The organism is Shewanella oncorhynchi (assembly GCF_012584455.1).
Classification (GTDB): Bacteria; Pseudomonadota; Gammaproteobacteria; order Enterobacterales; family Shewanellaceae; genus Shewanella; species Shewanella oncorhynchi.
In genome coordinates, this window is the sequence record NZ_JABAEB010000002.1 from 489,844 (window position 1) to 513,411 (window position 23,568).

The 23,568-nt window shown below is 44.6% G+C and carries 18 protein-coding genes; 9 read left to right on the forward strand and 9 right to left on the reverse strand.

What is annotated here, in order from left to right; translation table 11 throughout:
* Positions 1–72: 72 nt before the first annotated feature.
* The 5 genes from HGO26_RS04375 to HGO26_RS04395 all read left to right on the forward strand — a co-directional run bounded on the left by HGO26_RS04375 (position 73) and on the right by HGO26_RS04395 (position 7,068).
* Complete coding sequence (locus HGO26_RS04375; protein ID WP_105249944.1) at positions 73–2,439, forward strand: phosphoketolase family protein; 2,367 nt, start codon at positions 73–75, stop codon at positions 2,437–2,439.
* A gap of 238 nt (positions 2,440–2,677) precedes the next feature.
* Positions 2,678–3,802, forward strand: a complete 1,125-nt coding sequence (locus tag HGO26_RS04380) for an OmpA family protein (RefSeq protein WP_168823541.1) — start codon at positions 2,678–2,680, stop codon at positions 3,800–3,802.
* Positions 3,803–4,052: 250 nt separating this feature from the next.
* Positions 4,053–5,009, forward strand: coding sequence for a transaldolase (gene tal, locus HGO26_RS04385; protein WP_028760931.1), 957 nt, complete (start codon positions 4,053–4,055; stop codon positions 5,007–5,009).
* Between the two features lie 19 nt (positions 5,010–5,028).
* Entirely contained in the window at positions 5,029–6,666 is a 1,638-nt protein-coding gene (pgi, locus tag HGO26_RS04390; RefSeq protein ID WP_168823543.1) for a glucose-6-phosphate isomerase, read from the forward strand.
* Positions 6,667–6,882: 216 nt separating this feature from the next.
* Positions 6,883–7,068 (forward strand): DUF3545 family protein, encoded by a 186-nt coding sequence (locus tag HGO26_RS04395; RefSeq protein WP_006080618.1) that lies wholly within the window; start codon positions 6,883–6,885, stop codon positions 7,066–7,068.
* A 311-nt stretch (positions 7,069–7,379) separates the two neighbouring features.
* Here HGO26_RS04395 and HGO26_RS04400 read toward each other — a convergent pair whose 3' ends face one another.
* The 4 genes from HGO26_RS04400 to HGO26_RS04415 form a co-directional block, all read right to left on the reverse strand.
* A complete protein-coding gene (locus tag HGO26_RS04400) occupies positions 7,380–7,916 on the reverse strand; it encodes a hemerythrin domain-containing protein (RefSeq protein WP_105249947.1) in 537 nt (178 codons plus the stop codon).
* A 236-nt stretch (positions 7,917–8,152) separates the two neighbouring features.
* Positions 8,153–8,887, reverse strand: a complete 735-nt coding sequence (locus tag HGO26_RS04405; protein ID WP_168823545.1) for a hypothetical protein — start codon at positions 8,885–8,887, stop codon at positions 8,153–8,155.
* Positions 8,880–9,485 carry a sigma-70 family RNA polymerase sigma factor gene (locus HGO26_RS04410; RefSeq protein WP_168823547.1) on the reverse strand — a complete coding sequence of 202 codons (606 nt, stop codon included), beginning with the start codon at positions 9,483–9,485 and terminating at the stop codon, positions 8,880–8,882. Before HGO26_RS04410 ends, HGO26_RS04405 begins: the two co-directional genes overlap by 8 nt.
* A 45-nt stretch (positions 9,486–9,530) precedes the next feature.
* Positions 9,531–11,402, reverse strand: coding sequence for a vWA domain-containing protein (locus HGO26_RS04415; protein ID WP_168823549.1), 1,872 nt, complete (start codon positions 11,400–11,402; stop codon positions 9,531–9,533).
* A gap of 232 nt (positions 11,403–11,634) precedes the next feature.
* Between HGO26_RS04415 and dauA the strand changes: the two genes are divergently transcribed.
* The 4 genes from dauA (at position 11,635) to HGO26_RS04435 (ending at position 16,678) form a co-directional block, all read left to right on the forward strand.
* Positions 11,635–13,398: a C4-dicarboxylic acid transporter DauA gene (gene dauA / locus HGO26_RS04420; protein ID WP_168823552.1), complete on the forward strand. Its 1,764-nt coding sequence runs from the start codon at positions 11,635–11,637 to the stop codon at positions 13,396–13,398.
* Positions 13,399–13,666: 268 nt separating this feature from the next.
* On the forward strand, positions 13,667–14,158 hold the full coding sequence (purE, locus tag HGO26_RS04425) for a 5-(carboxyamino)imidazole ribonucleotide mutase (RefSeq protein ID WP_168823554.1): 492 nt from the start codon (positions 13,667–13,669) through the stop codon (positions 14,156–14,158).
* Positions 14,158–15,261 carry a 5-(carboxyamino)imidazole ribonucleotide synthase gene (gene purK / locus HGO26_RS04430; RefSeq protein WP_168823556.1) on the forward strand — a complete coding sequence of 368 codons (1,104 nt, stop codon included), beginning with the start codon at positions 14,158–14,160 and terminating at the stop codon, positions 15,259–15,261. Before purE ends, purK begins: the two co-directional genes overlap by 1 nt.
* Positions 15,262–15,424: 163 nt before the next feature.
* Entirely contained in the window at positions 15,425–16,678 is a 1,254-nt protein-coding gene (locus tag HGO26_RS04435; RefSeq protein WP_106649726.1) for a GGDEF domain-containing protein, read from the forward strand.
* A gap of 193 nt (positions 16,679–16,871) precedes the next feature.
* Here the strand turns inward: HGO26_RS04435 and HGO26_RS04440 are convergent, their stop codons facing one another.
* From HGO26_RS04440 to HGO26_RS04460, 5 genes are all read right to left on the reverse strand, one after another.
* Positions 16,872–17,489 (reverse strand): transglycosylase SLT domain-containing protein, encoded by a 618-nt coding sequence (locus tag HGO26_RS04440; RefSeq protein WP_168823558.1) that lies wholly within the window; start codon positions 17,487–17,489, stop codon positions 16,872–16,874.
* A 166-nt stretch (positions 17,490–17,655) separates the two neighbouring features.
* A complete protein-coding gene (locus tag HGO26_RS04445) occupies positions 17,656–18,120 on the reverse strand; it encodes a hypothetical protein (RefSeq protein WP_168823560.1) in 465 nt (154 codons plus the stop codon).
* On the reverse strand, positions 18,117–19,766 hold the full coding sequence (gene gshA / locus HGO26_RS04450; protein ID WP_168823561.1) for a glutamate--cysteine ligase: 1,650 nt from the start codon (positions 19,764–19,766) through the stop codon (positions 18,117–18,119). The genes HGO26_RS04445 and gshA overlap by 4 nt, the downstream gene beginning before the upstream one ends.
* Positions 19,767–19,951: 185 nt before the next feature.
* On the reverse strand, positions 19,952–22,804 hold the full coding sequence (locus HGO26_RS04455) for a M16 family metallopeptidase (RefSeq protein WP_168823563.1): 2,853 nt from the start codon (positions 22,802–22,804) through the stop codon (positions 19,952–19,954).
* 181 nt (positions 22,805–22,985) lie between these two features.
* On the reverse strand, positions 22,986–23,411 hold the full coding sequence (locus HGO26_RS04460; RefSeq protein WP_168823565.1) for a YqaA family protein: 426 nt from the start codon (positions 23,409–23,411) through the stop codon (positions 22,986–22,988).
* Positions 23,412–23,568: the final 157 nt, after the last annotated feature.

Consider the following 23,568-nt stretch of genomic DNA (forward strand, 5'->3'; position numbering starts at 1 on the left):
GTAATAAAACTACAAATATAGTAACCCCATAGAAACTTCAATCATCTCTTGTTTGTTTTAGTGAGGCTTAACATGACACAAATACATGAAATCAATGCTCTGAAAAAGTATGTCAGAGCGACAAACTTTCTTGCGACCTCGCAAATTTACCTCAAACAAAACGTCTTACATAAACGTCCACTTGCCCATACTGATATCAAGCCACGTTTACTTGGCCATTGGGGTACCTGCCCAGGTATTAACTTTGTCTATGCCAACATTAACCGCTTGATAGTGAAACATAACCGCTCTTTTATCTATTTAGTCGGTCCAGGCCATGGTTTTCCCGCTGTACAAGCAAACTTATTCATTGAAGGCTCTTTAAGTCATTTCTACCCAGAAACTATTCCCTACAATGAAACTGGCATCGAAGATATTTGTAAGAAGTTTTCTGCCGCTTATGGTTATCCTTCACATGCAAACCCTGAAGCACCTGGACAAATTCTTGAAGGTGGCGAATTAGGCTACTCACTCTCAGTAGGCTGGGGAGCAGTATTAGATAATCCAGATCTGATCGCAACCGTCTTAATTGGTGACGGCGAAGCAGAAACGGGACCATTAGCCGCATCTTGGTATGCAAACCGCTTAGTTTCACCAGCGACCAGCGGTGCAGTATTGCCAATTGTGCATATTAACGGCTATAAGATTTCCGGTCCTACCCGCATGGGACGTATGAGCCATGAAGAACTGGATCTTGAATTCCGTGGTCTTGGCTATTTCCCCATCATAGTTGATAACGAATTAGAAGAAGATATCTATGTGCAGATGACAAATGCCATGGATACCGCTTATACCATGATCAATGACATTCAACGTCGAGCACGCAGTGGCGAAGACGTAGTTAAACCAAAATGGCCAGTCATTTTAATGCGCACAGCCAAAGGTTGGACTGGTGTCAGTGAATATAAAGGTAAGAAATTAGAAGGTAACTGCGAATCGCATCAAGTAATCGTCAATAAATGTGCTACTGATAAGGGCCATTTAGATGCACTGGATAATTGGCTTGCCAGTTACGATTTCCAAGAACTCTATCAAATGAATGAAAAAGGCGAACTGATTTTTGATGCCGACATTTGTTCATTAATCCCACCCAAACAACTTGCCTGTGGCCGTCAACATTTAACCTATGGCGGAGAAGTTGTTAGAGCATTAACCAATCCAGATCTTGAAAAACTCAGCTATGGCCCAGAAGTACCGCGTGGTCAACGTGGCTATTCAATGTTAAAAATGGGCGAATGGATGCGTGATGCATTCAAGTTAAACCGCGACCAACGTAATCTACGTATCTTTAGCCCTGACGAAACCTATTCAAATCAACTACAAGCTGTATTTGAAGAAACCGATCGTGCATGGCAGTGGCCAATTGAGAGTTGGGATGAAGATATGTCCCGTGAAGGTCGAGTCATTGAACTGCTTTCTGAAAACTTACTTTTTGGCATGCTACATGGTTACACAGTAACAGGCCGCCACGGCATGCTGCCCACCTACGAAGCATTCTCACAAGTTATCTCATCGATGGCCGATCAGTACTGTAAATATGTCTACGCCAGCCAAGGCGTACATTTCCGTAAGCCACTGCCAGCCTGTAATGTCGTATTATCTTCATTACTTGAGCGCCAAGATCATAATGGCTATTCACATCAAAACCCATCTTTCCTTGGGGCTATGCTGGAGAAACATCCAAAAATAATCTCGGCTTACTTACCCGCAGATGCCAACAGCACATTGGTTTATACAGAGCGAGCCTTCGCAGACCGTGACAAACTCAATATTCTGGTTGCAGGTAAAAAAGAGTTACCACAATGGCTAAGCTTGGAAGAAGCGCGTAAACAAACAAAAGACGGCGTAATGGTGTGGGATTTTGCCTCAGATGAGAATCCCGATATTGTGCTGGCAGGTTGTGGTGATTATGTCACTCAAGAATGTATGGCTTCTCTAGTATTAATCAGAGAACTCCTTCCAAGAGTGAAAATCCGCTTCGTTAGTGTCACTGAATTAAGCAGTGATGGCTTAGGTAGCCGTAAATTTAAAGAAAAACCTTGGTTAATGGACGAAATATTTACTCAAGATAAAGGCGTGGTATTCAACTACCATGGTTACCCAAATACAATCAAAAAGTTAATTTTTGATTACAAAGGCAGCCGTCGCTTCAGAATTAAAGGCTACGAAGAAGAAGGTTCAACAACAACGCCATTTGATATGGGTGTTCGTAACGGTACATCACGCTATCACCTTGTAATTGATATGGCTTACAAGCTGTTCCAACAGGGTGTTATTGATGAAACTATGCACGTCTCTATTACCACTGATATGCTGCAAAGATTAGTTGACCACCGCAACTATATTAAAGCGAATGGTGTAGACCCAGTAGAAATCGAAAATTGGGTATGGACACGCTAATAGAAACATCTAATTAACATTAGATTGTAATTTAAAGGCATTCTTCGGAGTGCCTTTTTTGCATTAAAAATACCAGTTACAGAATGACAACCTTTAAAAGGTTGATCTTAATACTGGAAAAAGTTAACAAACCAAGTGATAATTAACCGCTGGCTAAAATATCAAAGGATCCCCACACTAAGTGCTAGCAATGTTTTGCACAAAACCAGCAAAGCATATTGGTGGAGAATCATAATCAATGGACGTAAATAAAATGATGAAGAACACATTAAAAGTAGTATTACTGACATCTCTGCTTCCACTCGCAGCCAGCGCATCTCAGGAACTTACACCTTGGTATGTTGGTGCCGGTTTAGGCGTTAATAACTATGAGCACGTTGCCACTCAGAACGGTGAAGACAGTCCATACGCTTGGGATGTTTTCGCAGGCTACATGTTCAACGATTACTTCGGTGCTGAAATCGGCTTCCGTGATTTAGGTAATGCAGATTGGACTGAAGCAGGTATCAGTAATGATGTCAGCGTTAAAGGTTCAACATTAGGCTTAGTGGGTATTTGGCCTTTGGCTAACCGTTGGAGCTTATCAGCTGAAGCCGGTGTGATGTACTATAGCCTTGAAAACAGCCAAAACTTCAATGGCAATTCCACTTCTTACAGTGATTCTGACTTTGCACCTTACTTAGGTGCAGGTGTTGGCTACAACTTCACTGACAACTTGAAGTTGCAAGCTAAATATCGCCGTTATGAAGGCTTAGATGACAATGCTGGTGCCAGTGCCGTAGTTCCAGTCAATGCAGATAGCAACTATTGGGGCTTAGAATTAAGCTACCGCTTCGGTTCTGCTGCTGTTGTAGCTCCAGTTGCCGCAGCAGTCGTTGCAGCAGCACCGGTTGATTCGGACAACGATGGCGTTTACGATGACAAAGATCAATGTCCAGCAACACCAGCAACTCACAAAGTTGACTCTGTTGGCTGTACTATCTATGAAAACGTGAAGAACAAAGAAGACGTAGGTTCAATCCAGTTTGCTAACGATTCTGCTGTAGTTAAAAATGTTTACTACAAAGACATCGAAAGATTAGCTAACTATTTGAACAAAAACCCAGCTTTCACTGTTGAAATCGCAGGTCATGCCTCAAATGTAGGTAAACCAGAATACAACATGGAATTGTCTGACAAACGTGCTGACGCCGTTGCCAAGATTCTTATAGAGAAATATGGTATCAGCGGAAGCCGCGTAACTTCTAACGGTTACGGTGTTACTCAGCCATTGGTTGCTGGTGATTCAAAAGAAGCTCACGCTGCGAACCGTCGCATCGAAGCTATCGTGACTACCACAACAAAACAACCTGTTCTGAAGTAATAGTACTTACTGAAGTAAAAAAGTCGCTGCTTGCAGCGACTTTTTGTTTTTGTGGGGTATACACTAGGACAAGCGACGCCCTCTACTGCAGCCAAGATGATAGCCCGTAGCTCGAGCCATACCTTAATAGACATAAAATTGTCATTTTTGTAATTTTTTTACATTCAAGGTTGGAAAAGTTGGCAAAATCGCTTCTAATAGTCATCAGTGAATTCCGAGTTAAAACTGCTACCTGAGAAGGATGTTTTTCATGGCCAATACATTAGAGCAACTCAAGTTATATACCACTATCGTCGCTGACACAGGCGACATCGAAGCGATTAAACGCTACCAACCTGAAGATGCGACCACTAATCCATCACTCATCTTGAAAGCGGCTCAAATTCCTGAATATGAATCCCTTATAGATAACGCTATCGACTGGGCAAAATCACAAAGTACCGATCTCGTGCAGCAACTTGATGATGCCAGCGACAAACTAGCGGTCAATATCGGCGTAGAAATACTGAAACTCGTTCCAGGCCGTATTTCAACTGAAGTTGATGCCCGTTTATCATTCGATAAAGAAAAATCAATCGCTAAAGCCCATAAATTGGTTCGCCTATATAAAGAAGCGGGTGTAGATAAATCACGCATTCTGATCAAACTCGCTTCGACTTGGGAAGGCATTTGTGCCGCTAAAGAACTAGAGCAAGAAGGCATCAACTGCAACTTAACCCTACTATTTAGCTTTGCTCAAGCGCGTGCGTGTGCCGAAGCGGGTGCTTATCTCATTTCTCCTTTTGTAGGCCGCATACTTGATTGGTACAAAAAAGATACGGGTAAAGATTACAATGCCGTAAATGACCCTGGTGTCATTTCAGTGACTGAAATTTATAACTACTACAAACAACACGGTTTTGACACTGTTGTTATGGGTGCAAGTTTCCGTAATATCGGTGAAATTATTGAGCTAGCAGGTTGCGATCGTCTGACCATTGGCCCTTCTCTATTAGAAGAACTGGCTAATTCGCAAGTTGACATCACACCTAAACTGGTTGCAGCAACGACCACTGTCGCTGCAGAACCCCCATTGACTGAAGCACAATTCCGTTGGGACTTTAACCAAGATCCAATGGCGGTTGATAAGCTTGCCGAAGGCATTCGAAACTTTGCGATAGACCAAGGTAAGCTCGAAGTCATGCTCACGGCTAAGCTCGCGAACTAAGTACTCTGGAGACGGTGAAATGACACTCTTGACCCAAAGCTCAACATGGCAAGCTTTATCAGCACACAGTAAAAATGTTCCGCATATGCGGGAATTGTTTGCAACTGACGCGGCACGTTTCAATAAAATGTCGCTATCAGCCTGTGGTTTATTACTAGATTACTCTAAAAACAGAGCAACAGCGGAAACGCTGGATCTGTTATTTGCGTTGGCAAGCAATAGCCAACTTGAAGCAAAAATCAAAGCGATGTTTGCAGGTGAAATCATTAACACCACAGAGAAGCGCGCCGTACTGCACACAGCGCTTCGTAGTACTGCAGAACAATCGATTATTGCCGAGGGTCAAGACATAGTTCCTGAAGTTCAACAAACTCTAGATAAGATGCAAGGGTTTGTGAGCTCAGTGACGTCAGGTCAATGGAAAGGTTACACAGGTAAAGCGATAACCGATATTGTAAGTATTGGTATTGGCGGCTCTTTCCTAGGCCCCAAAATCGTCTCTCAAGCGTTGCGCCCTTATTGGAACCCCGAATTAAATTGTCACTTTGTGGCAAACGTCGACGGGACTTCTATTAGTGAGAAGCTGAAGTTACTGGATCCTGAAACGACCTTGTTCATCATGTCATCCAAATCTTTCGGGACACAGGAAACCTTAACTAATACCCTCACCGCAAGAGACTGGTTCCTGGCGAAAGGCGGTTTGCAGTCTGATGTGGCAAAACACTTTGTCGCAGTCACTTCAAACGTGGCAAAAGCGACAGATTTTGGTATCGATGCAAACAATATTTTCCCTATGTGGGATTGGGTTGGTGGCCGTTACTCTCTCTGGTCAGCGATTGGCTTGCCGATTGCACTTTTGATCGGTATGGATAACTTCAGGGCTCTACTCACGGGTGCGCATCAGATGGATGAGCACTTCGCCACAGCGCCACTGACTGAGAATATGCCGGTTATCATGGGATTACTCTCCCTATGGTACGGAAACTTCTTTAATGCTCAGTCCCATGTCGTATTAACCTACGATCATTATCTGCGAGGCCTACCCGCTTACTTCCAGCAGCTCGATATGGAAAGTAACGGTAAGTCAGTCACCTTAAATGGTACTGATGTTGACTACAGCACAGGTCCCGTCATTTGGGGGGGCGAAGGCACAAATGGCCAACATGCCTACCACCAGCTATTACATCAAGGTACCGCACTGATCCCTGCCGATTTCATTATGCCGCTGCAAAGCCATAATCCTATCGGTGAGCACCATGACCAATTAGCGTCAAACTGCTTCGGTCAAACCCAGGCCTTAATGCAAGGTCGTACTTTTGATGAAGCTTTAGCCGAACTTGCTAATAGCGCATTATCCGCCACAGAGAAGCAACTGATCGCTCAACATAAAGTCATGCCTGGTAACAAGCCGAGCAATACCTTACTTATGGATAAGCTCACTCCAAGTACCCTAGGCGCTTTAATTGCTTTGTATGAACATAGAACCTTCGTTCAAGGTGCTATTTGGGATATCAACTCCTTCGATCAATGGGGTGTAGAACTCGGTAAGAATCTCGGTAACGATGTGTTAGCACGCATTGGCGCAGAGCAAGATTCCGATGCTTTAGATGCCTCAAGCAACGCATTGATTAACCTTTATCGACAAGGCAAAATCTAATCGAACAAAAAGCCAGCAATTGCTGGCTTTTTAATTCTACCCTGTTCTTTTTATTAAATTTTCCTGCTTAACTCCGCTCTACTTCTGCATATAACATCAATGACATATCACTCAAAGTTCATTTCAACTTAACACAAATGAAACATAATTCTTGCACCCTGTTTTAAAAATATGTTATTTAATCGCTGACAAAACATACAACAACAGGAGGTTGCCATGGATCGTTTAGATTATGGTTGTGCGCTAGATGAAGTCGTTGAAAGACCCGATCGTTCGCGAGGCTCCAATAAAAAACGTAAATGGCGTGAGATCGAAGCGTTAAAAGATAAGCATCGTTTGCTCAAAGAACTCCAAGAAATCGATAATAACTTTAACTACGACATTGATGCTATCCAGTTGTAATTACATGTTTATATGAGCTAGTTATCATTTCAAACATGAATAGAAAAGCGCCCTTCGGCGCTTTTTTTATTTACAACTATTGGAGCAAACAGAATATAAGCGGGGTATGGTCTTACGAGCAGGAATTTTAAAAAATAAATCAACAACAGTAGCTTACGATGGCACCGAACGTCATCGACACCGATAATACTTTACAAATCCCAACCAACTTTGGCTCACGAGACATAGCTGTCTGAATAAAAGATGTGCTCCTTAGCTGTATAAAAACACCAGCTTAAGCCGACAACATGGGCCCAATAAACTAAAGAGTATTAGTCAGACGCTGTGAGATAAACCCGTAAATCTTCAAATTCTTTCTGCTCTCGATCAAGAAACAAAGGATCATCGATCAGCGATTTCTGACACTCTAACTCAATAACTTGCCAATCTTGCTCAGTTAAACTTTTGGCTAACAAAGGAAATATTTCCCGTTCCTCCATCTGCATATGTCGCTCTTGCAATGCGACATACTCTGCAAAATCAACAATCAGTTTCTCGCGTGCAACCACAATATCACTGAGGATCAAGTTTAAAGTCGCCATCAAGGTGGCCGAGGATTGGATCACCGACTCATGTTCGGCACTCAATTTATCGATAGTATCGTTCGTTTTATGGGCTAGGTAGTAGGCATAAATAATGTCTTCAATGGGATGATGGCAACGTTCAGCATATCCTTGCATATATTCAACAATATCGCGCACGACGCTGAAGTTGATTGACTCACCTTCGGATAGTTTCATCTGCTTGTTTTTTAAAACATTTAGCAATACAGCTATATGTTTATGATCATGCATGAGTCTTTTAAGCATAATGCCTCCTGAATATGGGTCTGACTATTGATACTAGCCAAGTCGTGAACTAACACCAATATAACAGGCTAAAACCTGTTCACTTTATGATGTTGATCAAGTAAATCACATACCAAACAGTAAACAGACCACAAACATTAGCACGTCTCGGCATATTTCAGGGAAATTTAGCTGTTTATCTCACCACTTTGCGATTTCTAATCACTTTTTTATTCGTAAATACCACAACCACATAGTCATTTGGCAAGCTGATGTAATTGCTGTTGTAGCTTTTTAAACTCAAGTCTTAATACTTGCTGCGATTCGATTAGCTGCGCTTCATCGACATCCTTAACTGCAAGATACGGGTAATCCTTGAGCAGTTTTTGTTCCAGCACGAATGCTTGCTCAGTCTCCTTCGCTTCGATAAGGACTTGTAACCGATGTAAATACTCAGTCAATGACACTTGATTGATTTCAGCAGACTCAGATAATTTTGGTGCATTCATAGACCTTGCAGCGATAGCGGGGCTAATTGCATCCTGCTGCTCAGTTGCTCCCAATGCGGCTTTAGCTTGCTGCATTTCCGTCTGTCTTTTATGTTCAGCCACGGCTTCTGTTTGCATGTTTAAAGATTGCATCGCTTCAGTATCAGCCATTCTTGCCATCGTTTGTGGCGCAGGGGCACTCATCACCATAGGACTTGGAGCAAGTGCATCTTCGACTTGAGGTCGATTCAGCACCAGCAGACCAACAACAAGCACTAACGATGCCGCGCTCGATAACGCCCAAGGATGGCGTCGCCAGACGGAACTTGGCGCTTCAACGGCGGTTATTTTGCTTTGATGCATTTCAGCTAAGTGAGTTTGCGCCAGCTGTAAGATATCTTGATCGAGTTGCCGCGGTGGAACCTCTAAGGCCTGCTGGCGATACCAAGCCAGCACTTCCTGTTGTAATGCGCGCTCATCAGCACTTGAAGAAGAATTACTCATGACCCGCCTCCTGCCATTTCGCGCTGACACAATCTTTTAGGCTTTGGTAAGCATAACGAATACGGCTTTTAGTCGCTTCTAAGGTCACGCCCGCAATGTCGCTAATGATGGCAGCCGTAAAACCCATTTCAATATTCAGGATAAATGCCTCTTTCTGAACTTGGGGTAACAGTGCGATACAGGTCTTTAGCAATAAGCTCTTTTGCGCTTCTTGCCACTGCACATCGGGTTTATCTTGCTCACCCGCCACAAAAGTATCGAGTCCTACATCATCTTCATCAGTAGCGACTAAATCCACGGGCTTAACCGCCCGCACATGATCAATCAATAAGTTATGAGCGATACGATACAACCAGGTAGTAAACTTAGCACTGGCTTCGTAGTTAGCCGCAGCGCGGATCACCCGCCCCCAGGTTTCTTGATACAAATCTTCAGCTAACTGCTTATCACCTAACTGGCGTACAAAATAGCGATAGAGTGCACCTTTGTGCTTCAGGTATAACTGTTCAAATGCTTTTGAATCGCCCTTGGCATAGCACAACATCAATTGCTCATCTGAGTGCTCATGGTTTGATAATTGCGCTATTGCTAATGCCACGGGAAATTCCTCATCATTGGGGTTAGCCCCACGAATTTACTTTTACTATTGTAATCTCTCATTGCGCGTATTGCTCTTGTCTCTCACTGGCTCGCCATGAAGCTTATCTTGGGGAGGAAAAGGTTTATCCGTACCATCGAATACCTTCTTAATCGGCACATGATTAGATTGCTCTATGGCCGCGGCGGTTTCCATTAATTGCACAAACTCATGGCGATATCCAAAAGGATCGTCCCCTAATGCCGAACGTGCTAACTGGCTTAACTTAGTATAATCAAATTGATGTAGATAATGGCTGCCATTCAGTAATTGCCCTAATCCTGCAACCGCTGCTGCAAATCTAAAATCATCACTCGCTTGTTCTAACAGCTTAACATTTTGGTCTAACCTGATAGGATAACTCAGTAACTGGCTCTGTGTTTGCTCTGGCAGCTTGTATCTCAGTTTAAGGAAAGCGATTTCTTCACGGCTGTATTTTTCTTGCCCCGTTTGAGCATCAACGCCATATCTGAGTTTATCATTCGCCATCTGCCCTGCTTCAACATATCTTAATTCATATAAGGCAGTCACTGTATGACCCGCGCCAATTTCGCCCGCATCCACCTTATCGTTGTTGAAATCCTCCCGTGCTAAAGCACGATTCTCATAACCGATTAGACGATACTCAGACACTAAGGCCGGATTAAACTCCACTTGCACTTTGACGTCTTTAGCAATAGTGAACAAGCTTGAACTTAACTCGTCCACCAGCACTTTTCGAGCTTCATTCAGGGTATCGATATAGGCATAGTTGCCATTGCCCTTATTCGCTAATTGCTCCATGAGTTGATCGTTGTAATTTCCCAAACCGAACCCTAAGGTTGTCAGGCCAATACCATGATCTTTTTCCTTCTCAATCAAGGCAATCAAATCATCAAAATCTGTCATACCAACGTTGAAATCACCATCCGTCGCGAGGATGACTCGATTAATACCATGGGGGATAAAATGCTTTTTCGCCAATTGATAGGCTTGTGTGATTCCTTGCCCACCATTGGTTGAACCACCTGCGCTCAATTGCTCTAACGCATAGGTTAAAGTTTGAGTGTCATTCCCCGACGCGCCATCGAGCACTACACCAGCAGCCCCTGCATAAACCACAATAGAGACTTTATCCTGCGCGCTTAATTGCGCCGTCAGCAACTTGAGTGCAGTTTGCAGTAAAGGCAATTTATCGGCAGATGCCATAGAACCTGACACATCGAGCAAAAAGACTAAGTTACTCGCGCCTAATTGAGATTTAGGTAAGTCATATCCTTTAAGACCAATCCGTAACAGCATCATGTCATCGTTATAAGGGGATGGAGCAAGCTCTGTCGTAACGCTAAACGGCGCGGCATTTTTAGCAGGTAAGGGATAATCGTAGGAAAAATAATTGAGCATTTCCTCAACTCTGACAGTGCCTTTCTCAGGCAAGCGCCCTTCCCTCAGCATCCGCCTTAAGGTGGCATAACTGCCAGTATCGACATCGATGGAAAAAGTCGATACTGGGATTTCTCCTGCCACCATGATGCCATTTTGCACCAGCGGCTCGAATTTATTTTGTGCTAACGGAATCGCGGCATAGTCTGACGGCATTGGGGCTATGTTCATTCCCATCACTGCACCATGGGTAGACATTTGCATCGGCGCCGCGACTCTGGCCATCTCAATCTGAGTAGCATCACGCATTTCAGCACGGCGCAGTGACACTTCTTTATGACTCTGTTCGGCTTGCAGCTCCGCTTGTCGTTGTTGAGCCTCAGAGCCTTTACCGCCACAGGCCGTTAAACTCAGCATGACTAAGAATAAAGCTGCGCTATTGCTCGCCGATATGCTGGCGTTTCCCCAAGGTAATAAGGAATGTGCAATGGTTTTCTGGGAGTATATTGTTTTCATGTTGAATGCCTTTGATGTTGACCTAAGGCTGTAAACGGCGCAAATGACTAAAAGGGTTAAAGTATCAAAATATTTTACAAACCACTCTTAAATGAGAATCAAACAGCCTCCAAGCACACTATTTATACAAAACAAAGTATTTTCAATCGTTTTTGCAATCAAGCTCACACTGCGTCTTGTATCAGGTCACTAAAATAGAAGCTTGTTACTCGCCTCGCTATGGGACCCACTCGTGTCACACTCAGCTCATTTGTTTTCCCTAAGAATCGCCCACGCACTCACAGAAGCTTGCGTGAAGGATAAGTATTCGTTTAAACGTTTTGGGCAAGATCTTCTTGCAGGTCTCACTGTCGGCATTATTGCCATACCGTTAGCAATGGCATTAGCCATTGCCAGTGGAGTTGCACCTCAATACGGTTTATACACTGCGATTGTCGGCGGTTTTATTATCGCCATATCTGGCGGCTCACGTTATAGCGTGTCAGGCCCGACAGCGGCATTCGTAGTATTGCTCTATCCGATAGCCCAACAGTTTGGTTTAGCAGGATTATTAATCGCGACTGTGATGTCCGGAATGATACTCGTCGGCATGGCAATGCTGCGACTTGGCCGATTAATTTTGTATATCCCTGAATCCGTTACCTTAGGCTTTACCGCGGGGATAGGTGTCGTCATCGCTACCTTGCAGCTCAAAGATTTTTTCGGACTCGATATAGCCCAGATGCCAGAGCAATATCTGGCTAAGTTGATGACATTAGCTCAAGCCCTACCCTCGGTGCATTTACCTAGCCTACTGGTAGCATCCGCGACCTTAGCGACTATGCTACTTTGGCCAAAACTCAAAACACCCGTGCCAGCGCACCTTCCAGCTATTATACTCGGCACTATGTTCGCCTTGGTTCTCAATGCCATGGGTGCAGATATAGAAACCATAGGAACCCGTTTTCACTATCAACTGAGTGATGGCACCACAGGCATGGGAATTCCTGCCGTATTACCCAGTTTCGAATGGCCTTGGCTGCAAGCTGGCGCGAATGGCCAAGCCTTTCAGTTTAATCTCGCGACCTTTCAAGCCTTATTACCAGCCGCCTTTGCCATTGCCATGTTAGGTGCAATTGAATCGCTACTTTGTGCAGTGGTGCTCGATGGCATGACAGGTAAACGTCACAGTGCCAACAGTGAATTACTAGGGCAAGGTATAGGTAATATCATCACGCCGTTTTTTGGTGGTATTCCGGCAACGGCAGCAATTGCCCGTAGCGCGGCAAACGTCAAAGCGGGAGCTCAGAGCCCGATAGCGGCCATGATCCACGCCATAGTAGTCTTAATTGGTTTAGTCGCCTTAGCGGGCGTATTAGCTTATTTGCCCATGTCAGCCATGGCAGCCCTGCTACTTGTTGTGGCTTGGAACATGAGTGAAGCCCACAAGGCACTACATTTAATTAAAACTGCGCCCACCAGCGATATCATGGTTTTTGTCAGTTGTTTTTCATTAACGGTTATTTTCGACATGGTGATAGCCATCAGTGTGGGAATTATCCTTGCTGCCTTACTGTTTATGAAAGAAATTGCCGAGATGACAAAGCTTTACGATATCAGCACCAACAAGCGTTATGTGGATCAAGAGCTACCTGCCGATTGGGCTGTCCTTAAAATTAACGGGCCGCTATTCTTCGCTGCTGCTGACCGCATTTTCTCCGAAATCGCGAGTCTCACCGAAGATAAACAAGTGATAGTGCTTTATCTCGATGGAGTATCTATTCTGGATGCGGGAGGATTAGCCGCACTGACGAAGCTGATTGAAAAATGCAAAGCGAATAAGACTAAGCTCATTATCGCCGATCTGCAGTTCCAGCCCATCCGAACACTGGCGAGAGCGAAGATCCAGCCAATTGAAGGTGTATTGAAGTTTTACTCGACCCTACGTGAGGCAATGACAGAAGCGCCAGTTATCACTCAGCAAACTGAAATCACTGCGGAGAAGCAGACACAGTAAACCAGTAGCACGATCTCAGGGCTTAATGTTGCTGACTTATCTCAAAGGCCAACCTCAGTGTTGGTCTTTTTTATTGCTCCATCACCTCACCTATTCATCGCCGCGAAAGACGTTTTTTCACACGCAAAAACGGGCAGAAATCGCTAGGATCATGGTATTATTCAGCGCCATGATGCTAGCTACCGATGACGGCTAGACAAGCATCAACTGTACCTAGACCTGAAACAAGGTCAAAATATAATTAAAATTAGTGAGTTAAGGAGTTATCATGCAAGCCCTTGTTGCTGTTGTTATGGGTTCTAAAAGTGATTGGCCCACGATGGAAGCCGCCGCTGAGATAATGGATAAACTGCAAGTGCCTTATCATGTTGAAGTGGTTTCCGCCCATAGAACGCCAGATAAACTCATGGAGTTTGCAGCCTCTGCCGCCGAACGTGGTTTTAAAATCATCATTGGTGGCGCCGGTGGTGCAGCGCACTTACCCGGTATGATCGCCTCTAAAACTCGCTTACCCGTATTAGGTGTACCAGTCCAAAGTAAAGCCCTGTCAGGTATGGATAGCTTATTGTCTATCGTTCAAATGCCAAAAGGCATCGCCGTCGGCACCTTAGCCATAGGTACAGCGGGCGCATTCAATGCGGGATTATTGGCCTGCCAAATCCTTGCGAATAACGATACAGAATTAGCGGCTCGTGTTGACGCTTTCAGAGAAGAACAGACCCGTGCGGTACTGGACAATCCAGACCCGAGGGAAGTCTAATGACCCAGACAAACACTAAACCTAAGGTTTGGGTATTAGGTAATGGTCAGCTGGGCGCCATGTTGACCCACGCTGGTGAGCCATTAGCGATTGAAGTTAACGCCGTCGATATCATGACGCCTACGGATGACATTCTACCACTCGCGCCCCACGACATTATTACCGCCGAGCGCGAACAGTGGCCAGAGTCCGCCCTGAGTTTACAACTCAGCTCACACCCCCATTTTGTTAATGGTCCGGTATTTAGCCGTTTAGCCGACCGTTTTAGCCAAAAAAGTCTACTCGACCAGCTCAGTGTTCCCACAGCGCCTTGGACCTTAGTTGACGATAACACCCAAGTCGATACCCTGTATCAGCACTATGGTCCTAGAGTCTTGATGAAACGCCGTACTGGGGGTTATGACGGTAAAGGTCAACATTGGCTAAAAGAAGCCGAAGCGGGTGATATTCCAAACGATTGGCGTAACCTTGCGATTGCTGAGCAAGCGATTAATTTTGATGAAGAAGTATCATTGGTTGGCGTGCGTACTCGCAAAGGCGAATGTGTGTTTTATCCGCTGACGCTGAACTTGCATCAGGACGGCATTTTAATGGCGTCGATTTCGCCACTGGCACGCTTAAGCCCCTTACAAGCCCAAGCCGAAGCTATGCTCAGCGCCATTATGCACGAGCTTGAATACGTTGGCGTGATGGCGATGGAATGCTTCCGTGTTGGTGATGAGTTATTGGTGAATGAGCTGGCGCCGCGAGTGCACAACTCTGGCCATTGGACTCAAGCCGGAACCCATATGGATCAATTCCAGCTGCATCTTAGAGCACTTTGCGGAATTGCGATCCCACAGCCACAAGTGAATTTTCAGTGTGTTATGGTCAACCTTATCGGTATCGATAATGACCCTCGCTGGTTAAGTTTGCCCAATGCTGAGTTGTACTGGTACAACAAAGAAGTTCGCCCGGGTCGTAAAGTCGGACATTTAAACCTATCAGTGCCAAATCAAACTGTGCTCAACCAGAGCATAGCCGCACTGCAAACTTGGATGCCAATCCAATACCAAGCACCATTAGCTTGGATATTGGCCGAATACGCAGAAAATTCGCGTTAATTCAGTATTTAGTACCAAAATCACTGATATGAAATTGTTCACAGTTTCATATCAGTTTATATTTCAATTTTCGTTATATACTTAACTGAACTCAGTGTGAATACGTTAGTGATGTATAGCATTCAATGATTACTAGCAATGACACAGATAAAGGAATAGTCGAGTGAAATTAAGGGATAATTTCAAACGTAAGACCATAGATCGCTTAGATTATCGCTATCATCTGCTACTGCTTATAGTGCCGATATGTCTATTCATCCTGCTGTTTATCTTTAATGCACCCACAGAAAATTGGACTATCCTGCCCTTACTGTTTGTTTGCATCATTTATATTTTTGCCTACAGCCTAATTTACTATTTGCATCAGGGTCGTTTAACTCGACTATGGCAGCATTTAGAGCAAGTCGTCACCATCAACGATGCCATCTATGAACTCGCCCATCTCTCGAGCCATTATAAAAATGAGCATGCCTTTCTGGACGCCTTACTCAATAAAGCCGTGTACGTGATTAATGGTGCCGAAATGGGCAGCATCATTAAAATCAACGAGGTGAATAATAAACTGTATTTTGAATCTGTCGTGGGGCTCGATTTAGCAAAGCTCAGACAACTGGATTTTACCTTAGAGCAAACTTTTGAATATCGACTCACTGAAGGGAGATGCGATCAAGTGGTGGTCATCAATGATATGAAGAATATCAATGCGGCTAGCACCTTAACGGAAGATGATCAAAAAGTGTTACTCTCAGTGTCGAAGCAGCCGATACGCTCAACCCTGTCTAGCCCTATTCGTATTGATGGCAAACTGTATGCCATGCTCAATCTCGATAGCAGTAGCCTTGGCGCCTTTAGCGATTACGACCGCAATCTTGTCTCTATCCTAACTCACGAAGCTAGCAATGCCATTGCGCTCTATCAGAAGTCACTGCAGATCACTAAACTCGCCAATTTTGATCCATTAACAGGACTTTATAATCGAAAGAATTTTGAAGATGAACTGCACCACTGGCAGCACAAACCTCACTTAGGCAGTTTTTTAATTATTATCGATATGGACAATCTCAAGTCCATTAATGATGCCTATGGGCACCAGATGGGTGATGTTGCCATCAAGCGAACAGCCACCGCCATGCTCACCTATTGGCAAAATAAAGGCATTATTTCCCGTTTTGGTGGCGATGAGTTTGTCGCTTTATGCCATGGGCCGTTAGCTCAAATTGAACAGGACTTAGATGATATGCGCAAAACCTTGAATCAAGGTTCAGAGCTTAGCCTAGGTTTTAGTTTTGGTATTGCCCCCTTCGAAGCCGATTGGTATCAATCCTTTAAGACTGCAGATCATGCTATGTATGAGCAAAAGCGTGCGAAGAAAAAAGCCATTCAGGCATTAGAAACCTTCGCAGTGAAAGCGCAATAAATCAATTGAAGTCAGTTGCTGCAGCCGATGTCAAAAGGCTAATATCAACAATCAGTAAGCGTCGGAGTTGAATATCTGAGTTTAAGATTTGAGTTTACTATCTCGATTAGCTATCTCGATTAAATATCTAAATTGAACACCGACAGTCAGCCATTATCACTTAAGTGGCTGACAATGATATAAAAACGTAATCTTAACCCAAAAATAAACGCCACAGCCAAGATGAATCTAAATCTTCTTGGCAGGTTTTATATTGAGCCGCGTAGCGTTTCGACCTCGCATCCACCTTGTTCGCCACTTTCACTAACCACGCCTTAGATTTATAACTGCCACGGCGATAACCGCCCCAGCCCTCGTGATAATTAAGATACTGCGCCCGCGCATCCCATTTAGATACGCCATTTATCTTATGGGTTTTACTAATAAACCAGCCCATAAAATCCAAGGCATCATCGAAATCACTGCGGCTCGACCAACTGTTTCCCGTCTCACGCACATAATCATCCCACGTCATGGTCTTAGCCTGCGCATAACCATAAGCATCACTGGCACGGCCAATAGGGATAAAACCTAAAAAGTATTCCATCGGTGGCGCGGCATTGTGCTTGAATGAGCTCTCTTGATACATCATAGCTAACGGCACATGCACTGGCACACCCCATTTATCACGGACATCTTTAGCGGCATCGTACCAATCTCGGTGTTCTTGAAATATCTCACACAAATTTTCGGGAGACTTAGGCGGAGATGTCGCGCAACCTGACAAGATGCCGAGACTTGCGCAGAGTAAGATAACGGAGGATTTATTCATTAATATCATGTTCTTTGGAGAGTTAGCTCGCGCCATGATGTCATAGACTCAGGCTGAGGCAAGCATAAAAAGCCTTTTTGCGCTTAGAAGATCTCAACGCTAGGGGCTAAATCAATATGACTTAAATCGTATGTTGCTGGCTTACCACTTGAACTTAACACTTTGGCTATTTCGTTTCGGGACTCAGCTCAAACTGACACTCATGATCTTCTTGCTGCCACACGCCGGGTTCCCAATACGCAGTGTCTTTACCCATATAGCGCTTATCGGTGTGAAATAACGCACCGATATGATAACGCTGATGACTTTCGACATTGAGCTTGAATACTTTGGGTGTCCGCGCGGCAAGCGTGACTGACAAACTTGGATCATCAATCAGCTCCGCAACGGTAAATTCATATTCGCCAGGCGCTAACTGATAATTAGGCTTAGAAACGACTGCCTGCCCGTTTAAATGGGTCACCACAACTCGATACCAGTGAGTACTGGCATCGGGCTGCAAATAACCCGACACAGTACCACAGCCCAGTGGGTCTTCAGGTGACGCGGCGCAGCCAGATAACAAGGCACTGAACACAATCAAAGCTGCGCGGGCACGTAGGCCAGTGAAAGAGAATAACCCCTCTTTCACGGCTTCACTCCAAAGTAATCTTCCAGATAATCATCGAATGAAACTGCACTCTGCGCCGCCTCTAGTTCAGCTTGCTTGTTAAGCGAACTGGATGCTTCAGCTTGATACTGCGCTATGGTCTCGCTCGACAAGGGATAATCGATAAAGTATTGGTAGTATTGCTGCGCTAACGTCATTACCCACTGACCATGATCTTGGCCCTTGTTGATCACGTTTTGAAGTACTTGTCCCGACAGGGTTAAATTCGGATCTTCAGCCGCTTTACGCCAATGGGCCAAAGCCACTTGATAATCCGTCCCCTCACCATCGAGCAATACAGCCAAAGGTTGCAAGGCATCAAACAACTCTTCTAACCAAGATTTAAGCGAACGTGAACCGTCTGCAGTTAATAACTCAAGCCCTGGTTTACGGCCTTCAAGCACCACAGCTTTAAGATTTGCGCTTAATCTCGCCTCTTCGCTCGCCTCAGACTTAGGCGACTGCGTTAATAAACAATAGAGTAAGAATAAATCGAGGAAACGCACTTGTGTCGCCTCAATGCCAACTGGGCTAAATGGATTAACATCCAGCGCTCTCACTTCAATGTATTCCACCCCAGCACGGGCCAAAGCTTCAGACGGTTTCTCGCCACTACGTGTGACCCGTTTCGCACGGATTGGCGAGTAGAACTCGTTTTCAATCTGCAATACATTGGCATTAAGTTGACGATACTCACCATCGACTTTAACGCCGATATTCGCAAAGTTTGCTGAAGGCATTTTAGTGGCAGCATTCACGCCAGCCAGATACTCAGGCAAAGAGTTATAGCTGATATTTAGATCTTCTTGCTCTTTGTTGGTGTAGCCTAAATCACTCATACGCAACGAAGTAGCATAGGGCAGATACAGAGTTCCATGGCCCGTTTTTTCAAACTTGAGGTCGGTTTTTTGATCTTTAATGAAGGAGCTACATAACGCTGGCGAGGCACCAAATAAATAAGGTAGTACCCACACTAAACGGCGATAGTTACGGATCAAGCCGAAATAGGATTCGGAAATAAAATCATCGTAAGTTAACTCTTTATCACTTAACTCATACAGGCTTTGCCATAATTCTTGCGATACCGAAAAGTTAAAGTGCACCCCAGAGATGATCTGCATCAGGGCACCATAACGATAGGTTAACCCCTTACGATACAAGGTTTTCATCATGCCAGTATTCGATGAGCCATAGCGGGCAACGGGGATCTGTTGCTCATCTTTCACATAGCAAGGCATGCTCACGGGCCACAAACGCTGACCATTTAAGTGGCGCACGCTGAAGGCATGAGTCTCAGTTAACCCAGTGAGAAGTTGCTCAACATTGTGATTTACTGGCGTAATAAACTCGAGCAAGGCTTCACTGTAATCCGTCGTAATACGTGAATGCATTAACGCCGAGCCTAAGGCTTCGGGATGCGAGTCTGTAGCGAGATAACCAAACTCATCAATCCGCAACGCCTCACGTTCTATGCCACGTAACATACCCAAGAGTGCGGTGCGCCCATTGGCGTCCGAGAGATGTTGTACTAATTCATTGAATGACTTCAATTTGCGCTTCTCTAATTGGTGATTCGCTATCGCGACAAGGTTAACAGTCAGACCTTTATTTTGAGGCTTATCTTGCAAAATATGCCTCAAAATAAATCTAAACCTGTCTGTGGGGCAAGCCAAATTCACACCTTGTATGATTAAAAGCAGACGGTGACAGCTAATGCTGTCACCGTCTTTCGATGTAAATCCGGTAAATATAGGGCAAATAGTCGTTAACTAATGCCCCCGTCTATCTACCTATATAAGGGCGAAATACTAATTTACAATACTAAAGTTTCAATTGGATAGCCCAATACAGCTAAATCCGCTTCAATTGTCGCTTTATCTCCCACCACCAGAATCACCATTTTATTGATATCTAGCTCGGAAGCCGCGAGGGCATTGAGTTCATCTTTTGTTACAGTATTAATGATCTTGTCCTGTTGAGTCGTAAAATCTTGACTCAATTGGTAACGTTGGATCATCCGCATAAAGCCCGCTTTTTGATACGGTGTTTCATAATCAAGGGCTTGCCCTTGAGAGACTGAATTACGCATAAAGGCAAGTTCAGCATCTGTCATACCCTGCTGCTGATAAGCACTGATTTCTTTTACAAACTCAATGAGTGCTTTCGCCGTCACGTCACTGCGAACGTTACTTGATGCGACAAAATCGCCCACTTCAGCACCGCCTGTAAAACGAGTGCGAGCACCATAGGTATAACCTTTATCCTCACGTAAATTTAGGTTGATACGGCTATTGAATGCGCCGCCTAACGGATAATTCATCAGATAGGATTTAAAATAATCGCCTGTGGCATCGTAAGGTAATGCGCGCTTGGCAATATTGATTACCGATTGCGCCGCACCAGGTTTATCAATCACATAAATTGTGCCGCCTTTTAATGCAGGGAGTGGCTTAAGTGGCGGTACCACAGCTGCTTCTCCTTTCCACTGGTTTAATCCCGCTAATTTAGGCAGCAATGCAGATTCAGATAAATTAGCAACAGTGACAATTTTAGCGTTGCCGCCTTGATACTGCTGGGCATAAAACGCTTTTACATCGGCTAACGTAAGCGCCGCGACAGAATCGAGCGTGCCAAGATCATTCACACCTAACGCATTGTCTTTACCGTATAACAAGGACGACAACGCCGTATCAGCCAGATAGCTAGGATCGGACTGCATATGCTGGATCTGTTGTAATTGCTGCTGTTTCACTCGCGCAAAGTCAGCTTCGCTGAATGCTGGCTGAAACAGCTTTTCTTCCATAATCGCCAGCGTCTCATCTAAATGTGCTGTCAGAGCCGATACTTTGATCGAACTTTGATATTCAGACGCACTAAAGTCGACACTACTACCTAGCATTTCTAAGGCTTGTGATAGTGCTTCACTGCTGCGCTTCTGGCTCGATTCATTAAGCATTTCCGCAGTCAGCGTTGCTAAGCCTGCTTTTTCGACGGGTATGAGTCTGTGGCCACCATTGAGATAAACAATTAACTCAACTGTTGGTGTTTCAGTACTTTGAGTGCCCATGACTTCGATGCCATTGGCTAAGGTTTTTGTCCAAATTTTAGGTACTTTTAGCATAGGTGCAACGCCAGATGCAGGCATCTTAGTCCGATCAAAACTTGAAACAAGTTCAGGCTTGGGCAAATCCCCCTCTACCGCAGAGTGTGCAATCGGCAACGTTGCAGGCGTGAAGTTATCCGCATGGGCAATAAGTGACGTCATTCCCTGCGGCACCACACTCATAACCACCATAGGTTTATCTTTAATGTATTGCTTAAACACGCGCATCACATCGTCTTTGGTCACATTGGCATAACGATTCAGATCTGAGGCAATCATGTTCGGATTGCCCGACAGCGTTTGGTTCATCGCTAAAGTCGACACTTTGCCAGAAACACTCTGCAGGCTATAAATAGTATCAGCCTCAAACTGCACTTTGACTTTTTGCAGATCGTCATCGGTAACGCCACGTTGCTCAAACTCCTTAATCGAGTCGAGAATACGTTGCTCCAGATCCGCCAGTTTGCCGCCCTTTTCAGGATTGGCTAAAGCATAAATCGACATCTGACACGCAAGCTCTTGACAAGGATGACTCACATTAGCCTGCACCGCATAACCGTCCTTCACCAAGTTTTTATATAATAAGGATGTTTTACCACCACCTAAAATATTGGCTAACAGATCGAGCGCGGCCTCATCTGAATGTCTAGCGTATACAGTTGGAAAACCAATACGGATCAAAGGCAAGTGCACTTGATCTTCCATGGAGAGGTAACGCGTCTTGTCTAAGTTAACCAGCGCCTTTTGCTCTAACGAGACTTCTGGACCGCGGGGGATTTCACCAAAATATTTATTGACCCAAGCTAAGGTTTGCATTTCATCGAAATCGCCACCTATGGTCAAGGTCGCATTGTTAGGACCATACCAACGTTGGAAAAAGTGTTTAACATCGTCAACCGTGGCGCGATTAAGATCGTCCGGCCAACCAATTACAGGCCAAGAATAAGGATGACCGACAGGATACATAGCTTGGCTAAAACGCTCACTCATGCGGCCATAGGGTTGATTATCGATACGTTGTGCGCGCTCGTTTTTGACGGTTTCGCGCTGCACTTCGAATTTTTCACTAGTGAGTGCGGGCAACAAAAAGCCCATACGGTCCGACTCGAGCCACAACATTTTTTCTAATTGATTGTTGGGTACTGTCTCAAAGTAATTGGTTCTGTCGGTATTGGTCGTGCCATTTAGGGTACCACCGGCTTCGGTAACCACTTCAAAATGCTGTTCATCGGCAACATGCTGCGAGCCTTGGAACATCATGTGTTCAAATAAATGCGCAAATCCCGAACGCCCAGCTAATTCGCGAGCAGAGCCCACATGATAAGTGACGTCAACATGCACTAAGGGATCGGAATCATCTTGATGTAAAATAACCGTTAACCCATTGGCTAATTGGTACTTTTTGTAGGGGATCCCTACTTGCGAATCGGCCAATTGCACATTTTCGATAAGTTTAACGCCTGCGGGCAAGTTCGCCGTAGTCGTTTCAGATGCACAACCCGCAAGTGCGGCAGAAATTGCGACCGCTAATATCCATTTCTTCAAAACATTCCCCTCATACATCAATGGGCCAAAAATACAGCTTCATAATCATAGTGCTGCGTTTAGTCATAGTGCGCTTAAATGATTAAGCATTGGGATTTATGACTCGCAAAATTGACACTAAGTTCCTATCTATACAGTAAATTCAGTCTAAACGGAAAAACACTCCCCGCCCTTGACCATTAAATGCATCCTAGCGCCATCATGCCATCCATTGCAGCACGGCAGCGGCAACAATTAAGTAACGAATTGTTTTACCGATTAAAATCATCACCAAAGAAGGTATTAGCGGTAGCCTCAACCAACCCGCCAATAAACAGAGAATATCGCCGACAACCGGTGCCCATGAGAGTAACAACGCCCACACGCCGTAGCGTTCAATCAAGGTGAGCCCCTTTGCGTGTTTACCTGTCGCTAACGCTTCTGGTGATTTTGCGAGGCGACCTAAGCGGCCTAAATAGAAACTAGTCATCGCGCCCAACGTGTTACCAATACTGGCCACCACGACCAGCGCAACCCAAGCCTCTGGAGTTTTGTTTAATAGCGCCACGAGTAAGACTTCAGATCCCCCCGGTAACAAAGTCGCCGCTAAAAAAGCGCCGGAGAACATAATGCCTAACTCAGTCATAATGGCTTACTCAATGATAAATCTCTCTTTTTGTATTCAATGTGATGAGGTTTGCCATGGGTTAATTGAATGTTTAACTTAATCTTTTTACAACAAACTCACTTATCACAATAAGTTATAAGAAAAACGGTTTGTTATAACCCTAGCTCTGTCGATA

Excerpts from the sequence above, each read along its gene's own strand:
- HGO26_RS04375 (WP_105249944.1), top strand. The coding sequence starts at position 73 with ATGACACAAATACATGAAATCAATGCTCTGAAAAAGTATGTCAGAGCG.
- HGO26_RS04380 (WP_168823541.1), top strand. The coding sequence starts at position 2,678 with ATGGACGTAAATAAAATGATGAAGAACACATTAAAAGTAGTATTACTG.
- tal (WP_028760931.1), top strand. The coding sequence starts at position 4,053 with ATGGCCAATACATTAGAGCAACTCAAGTTATATACCACTATCGTCGCT.
- pgi (WP_168823543.1), top strand. The coding sequence starts at position 5,029 with ATGACACTCTTGACCCAAAGCTCAACATGGCAAGCTTTATCAGCACAC.
- HGO26_RS04395 (WP_006080618.1), top strand. The coding sequence starts at position 6,883 with ATGGATCGTTTAGATTATGGTTGTGCGCTAGATGAAGTCGTTGAAAGA.
- HGO26_RS04400 (WP_105249947.1), bottom strand. The coding sequence starts at position 7,916 with ATGCTTAAAAGACTCATGCATGATCATAAACATATAGCTGTATTGCTA.
- HGO26_RS04405 (WP_168823545.1), bottom strand. The coding sequence starts at position 8,887 with ATGAGTAATTCTTCTTCAAGTGCTGATGAGCGCGCATTACAACAGGAA.
- HGO26_RS04415 (WP_168823549.1), bottom strand. The coding sequence starts at position 11,402 with ATGAAAACAATATACTCCCAGAAAACCATTGCACATTCCTTATTACCT.
- purE (WP_168823554.1), top strand. The coding sequence starts at position 13,667 with ATGCAAGCCCTTGTTGCTGTTGTTATGGGTTCTAAAAGTGATTGGCCC.
- purK (WP_168823556.1), top strand. The coding sequence starts at position 14,158 with ATGACCCAGACAAACACTAAACCTAAGGTTTGGGTATTAGGTAATGGT.
- HGO26_RS04440 (WP_168823558.1), bottom strand. The coding sequence starts at position 17,489 with ATGAATAAATCCTCCGTTATCTTACTCTGCGCAAGTCTCGGCATCTTG.
- HGO26_RS04455 (WP_168823563.1), bottom strand. The coding sequence starts at position 22,804 with ATGTATGAGGGGAATGTTTTGAAGAAATGGATATTAGCGGTCGCAATT.
- HGO26_RS04460 (WP_168823565.1), bottom strand. The coding sequence starts at position 23,411 with ATGACTGAGTTAGGCATTATGTTCTCCGGCGCTTTTTTAGCGGCGACT.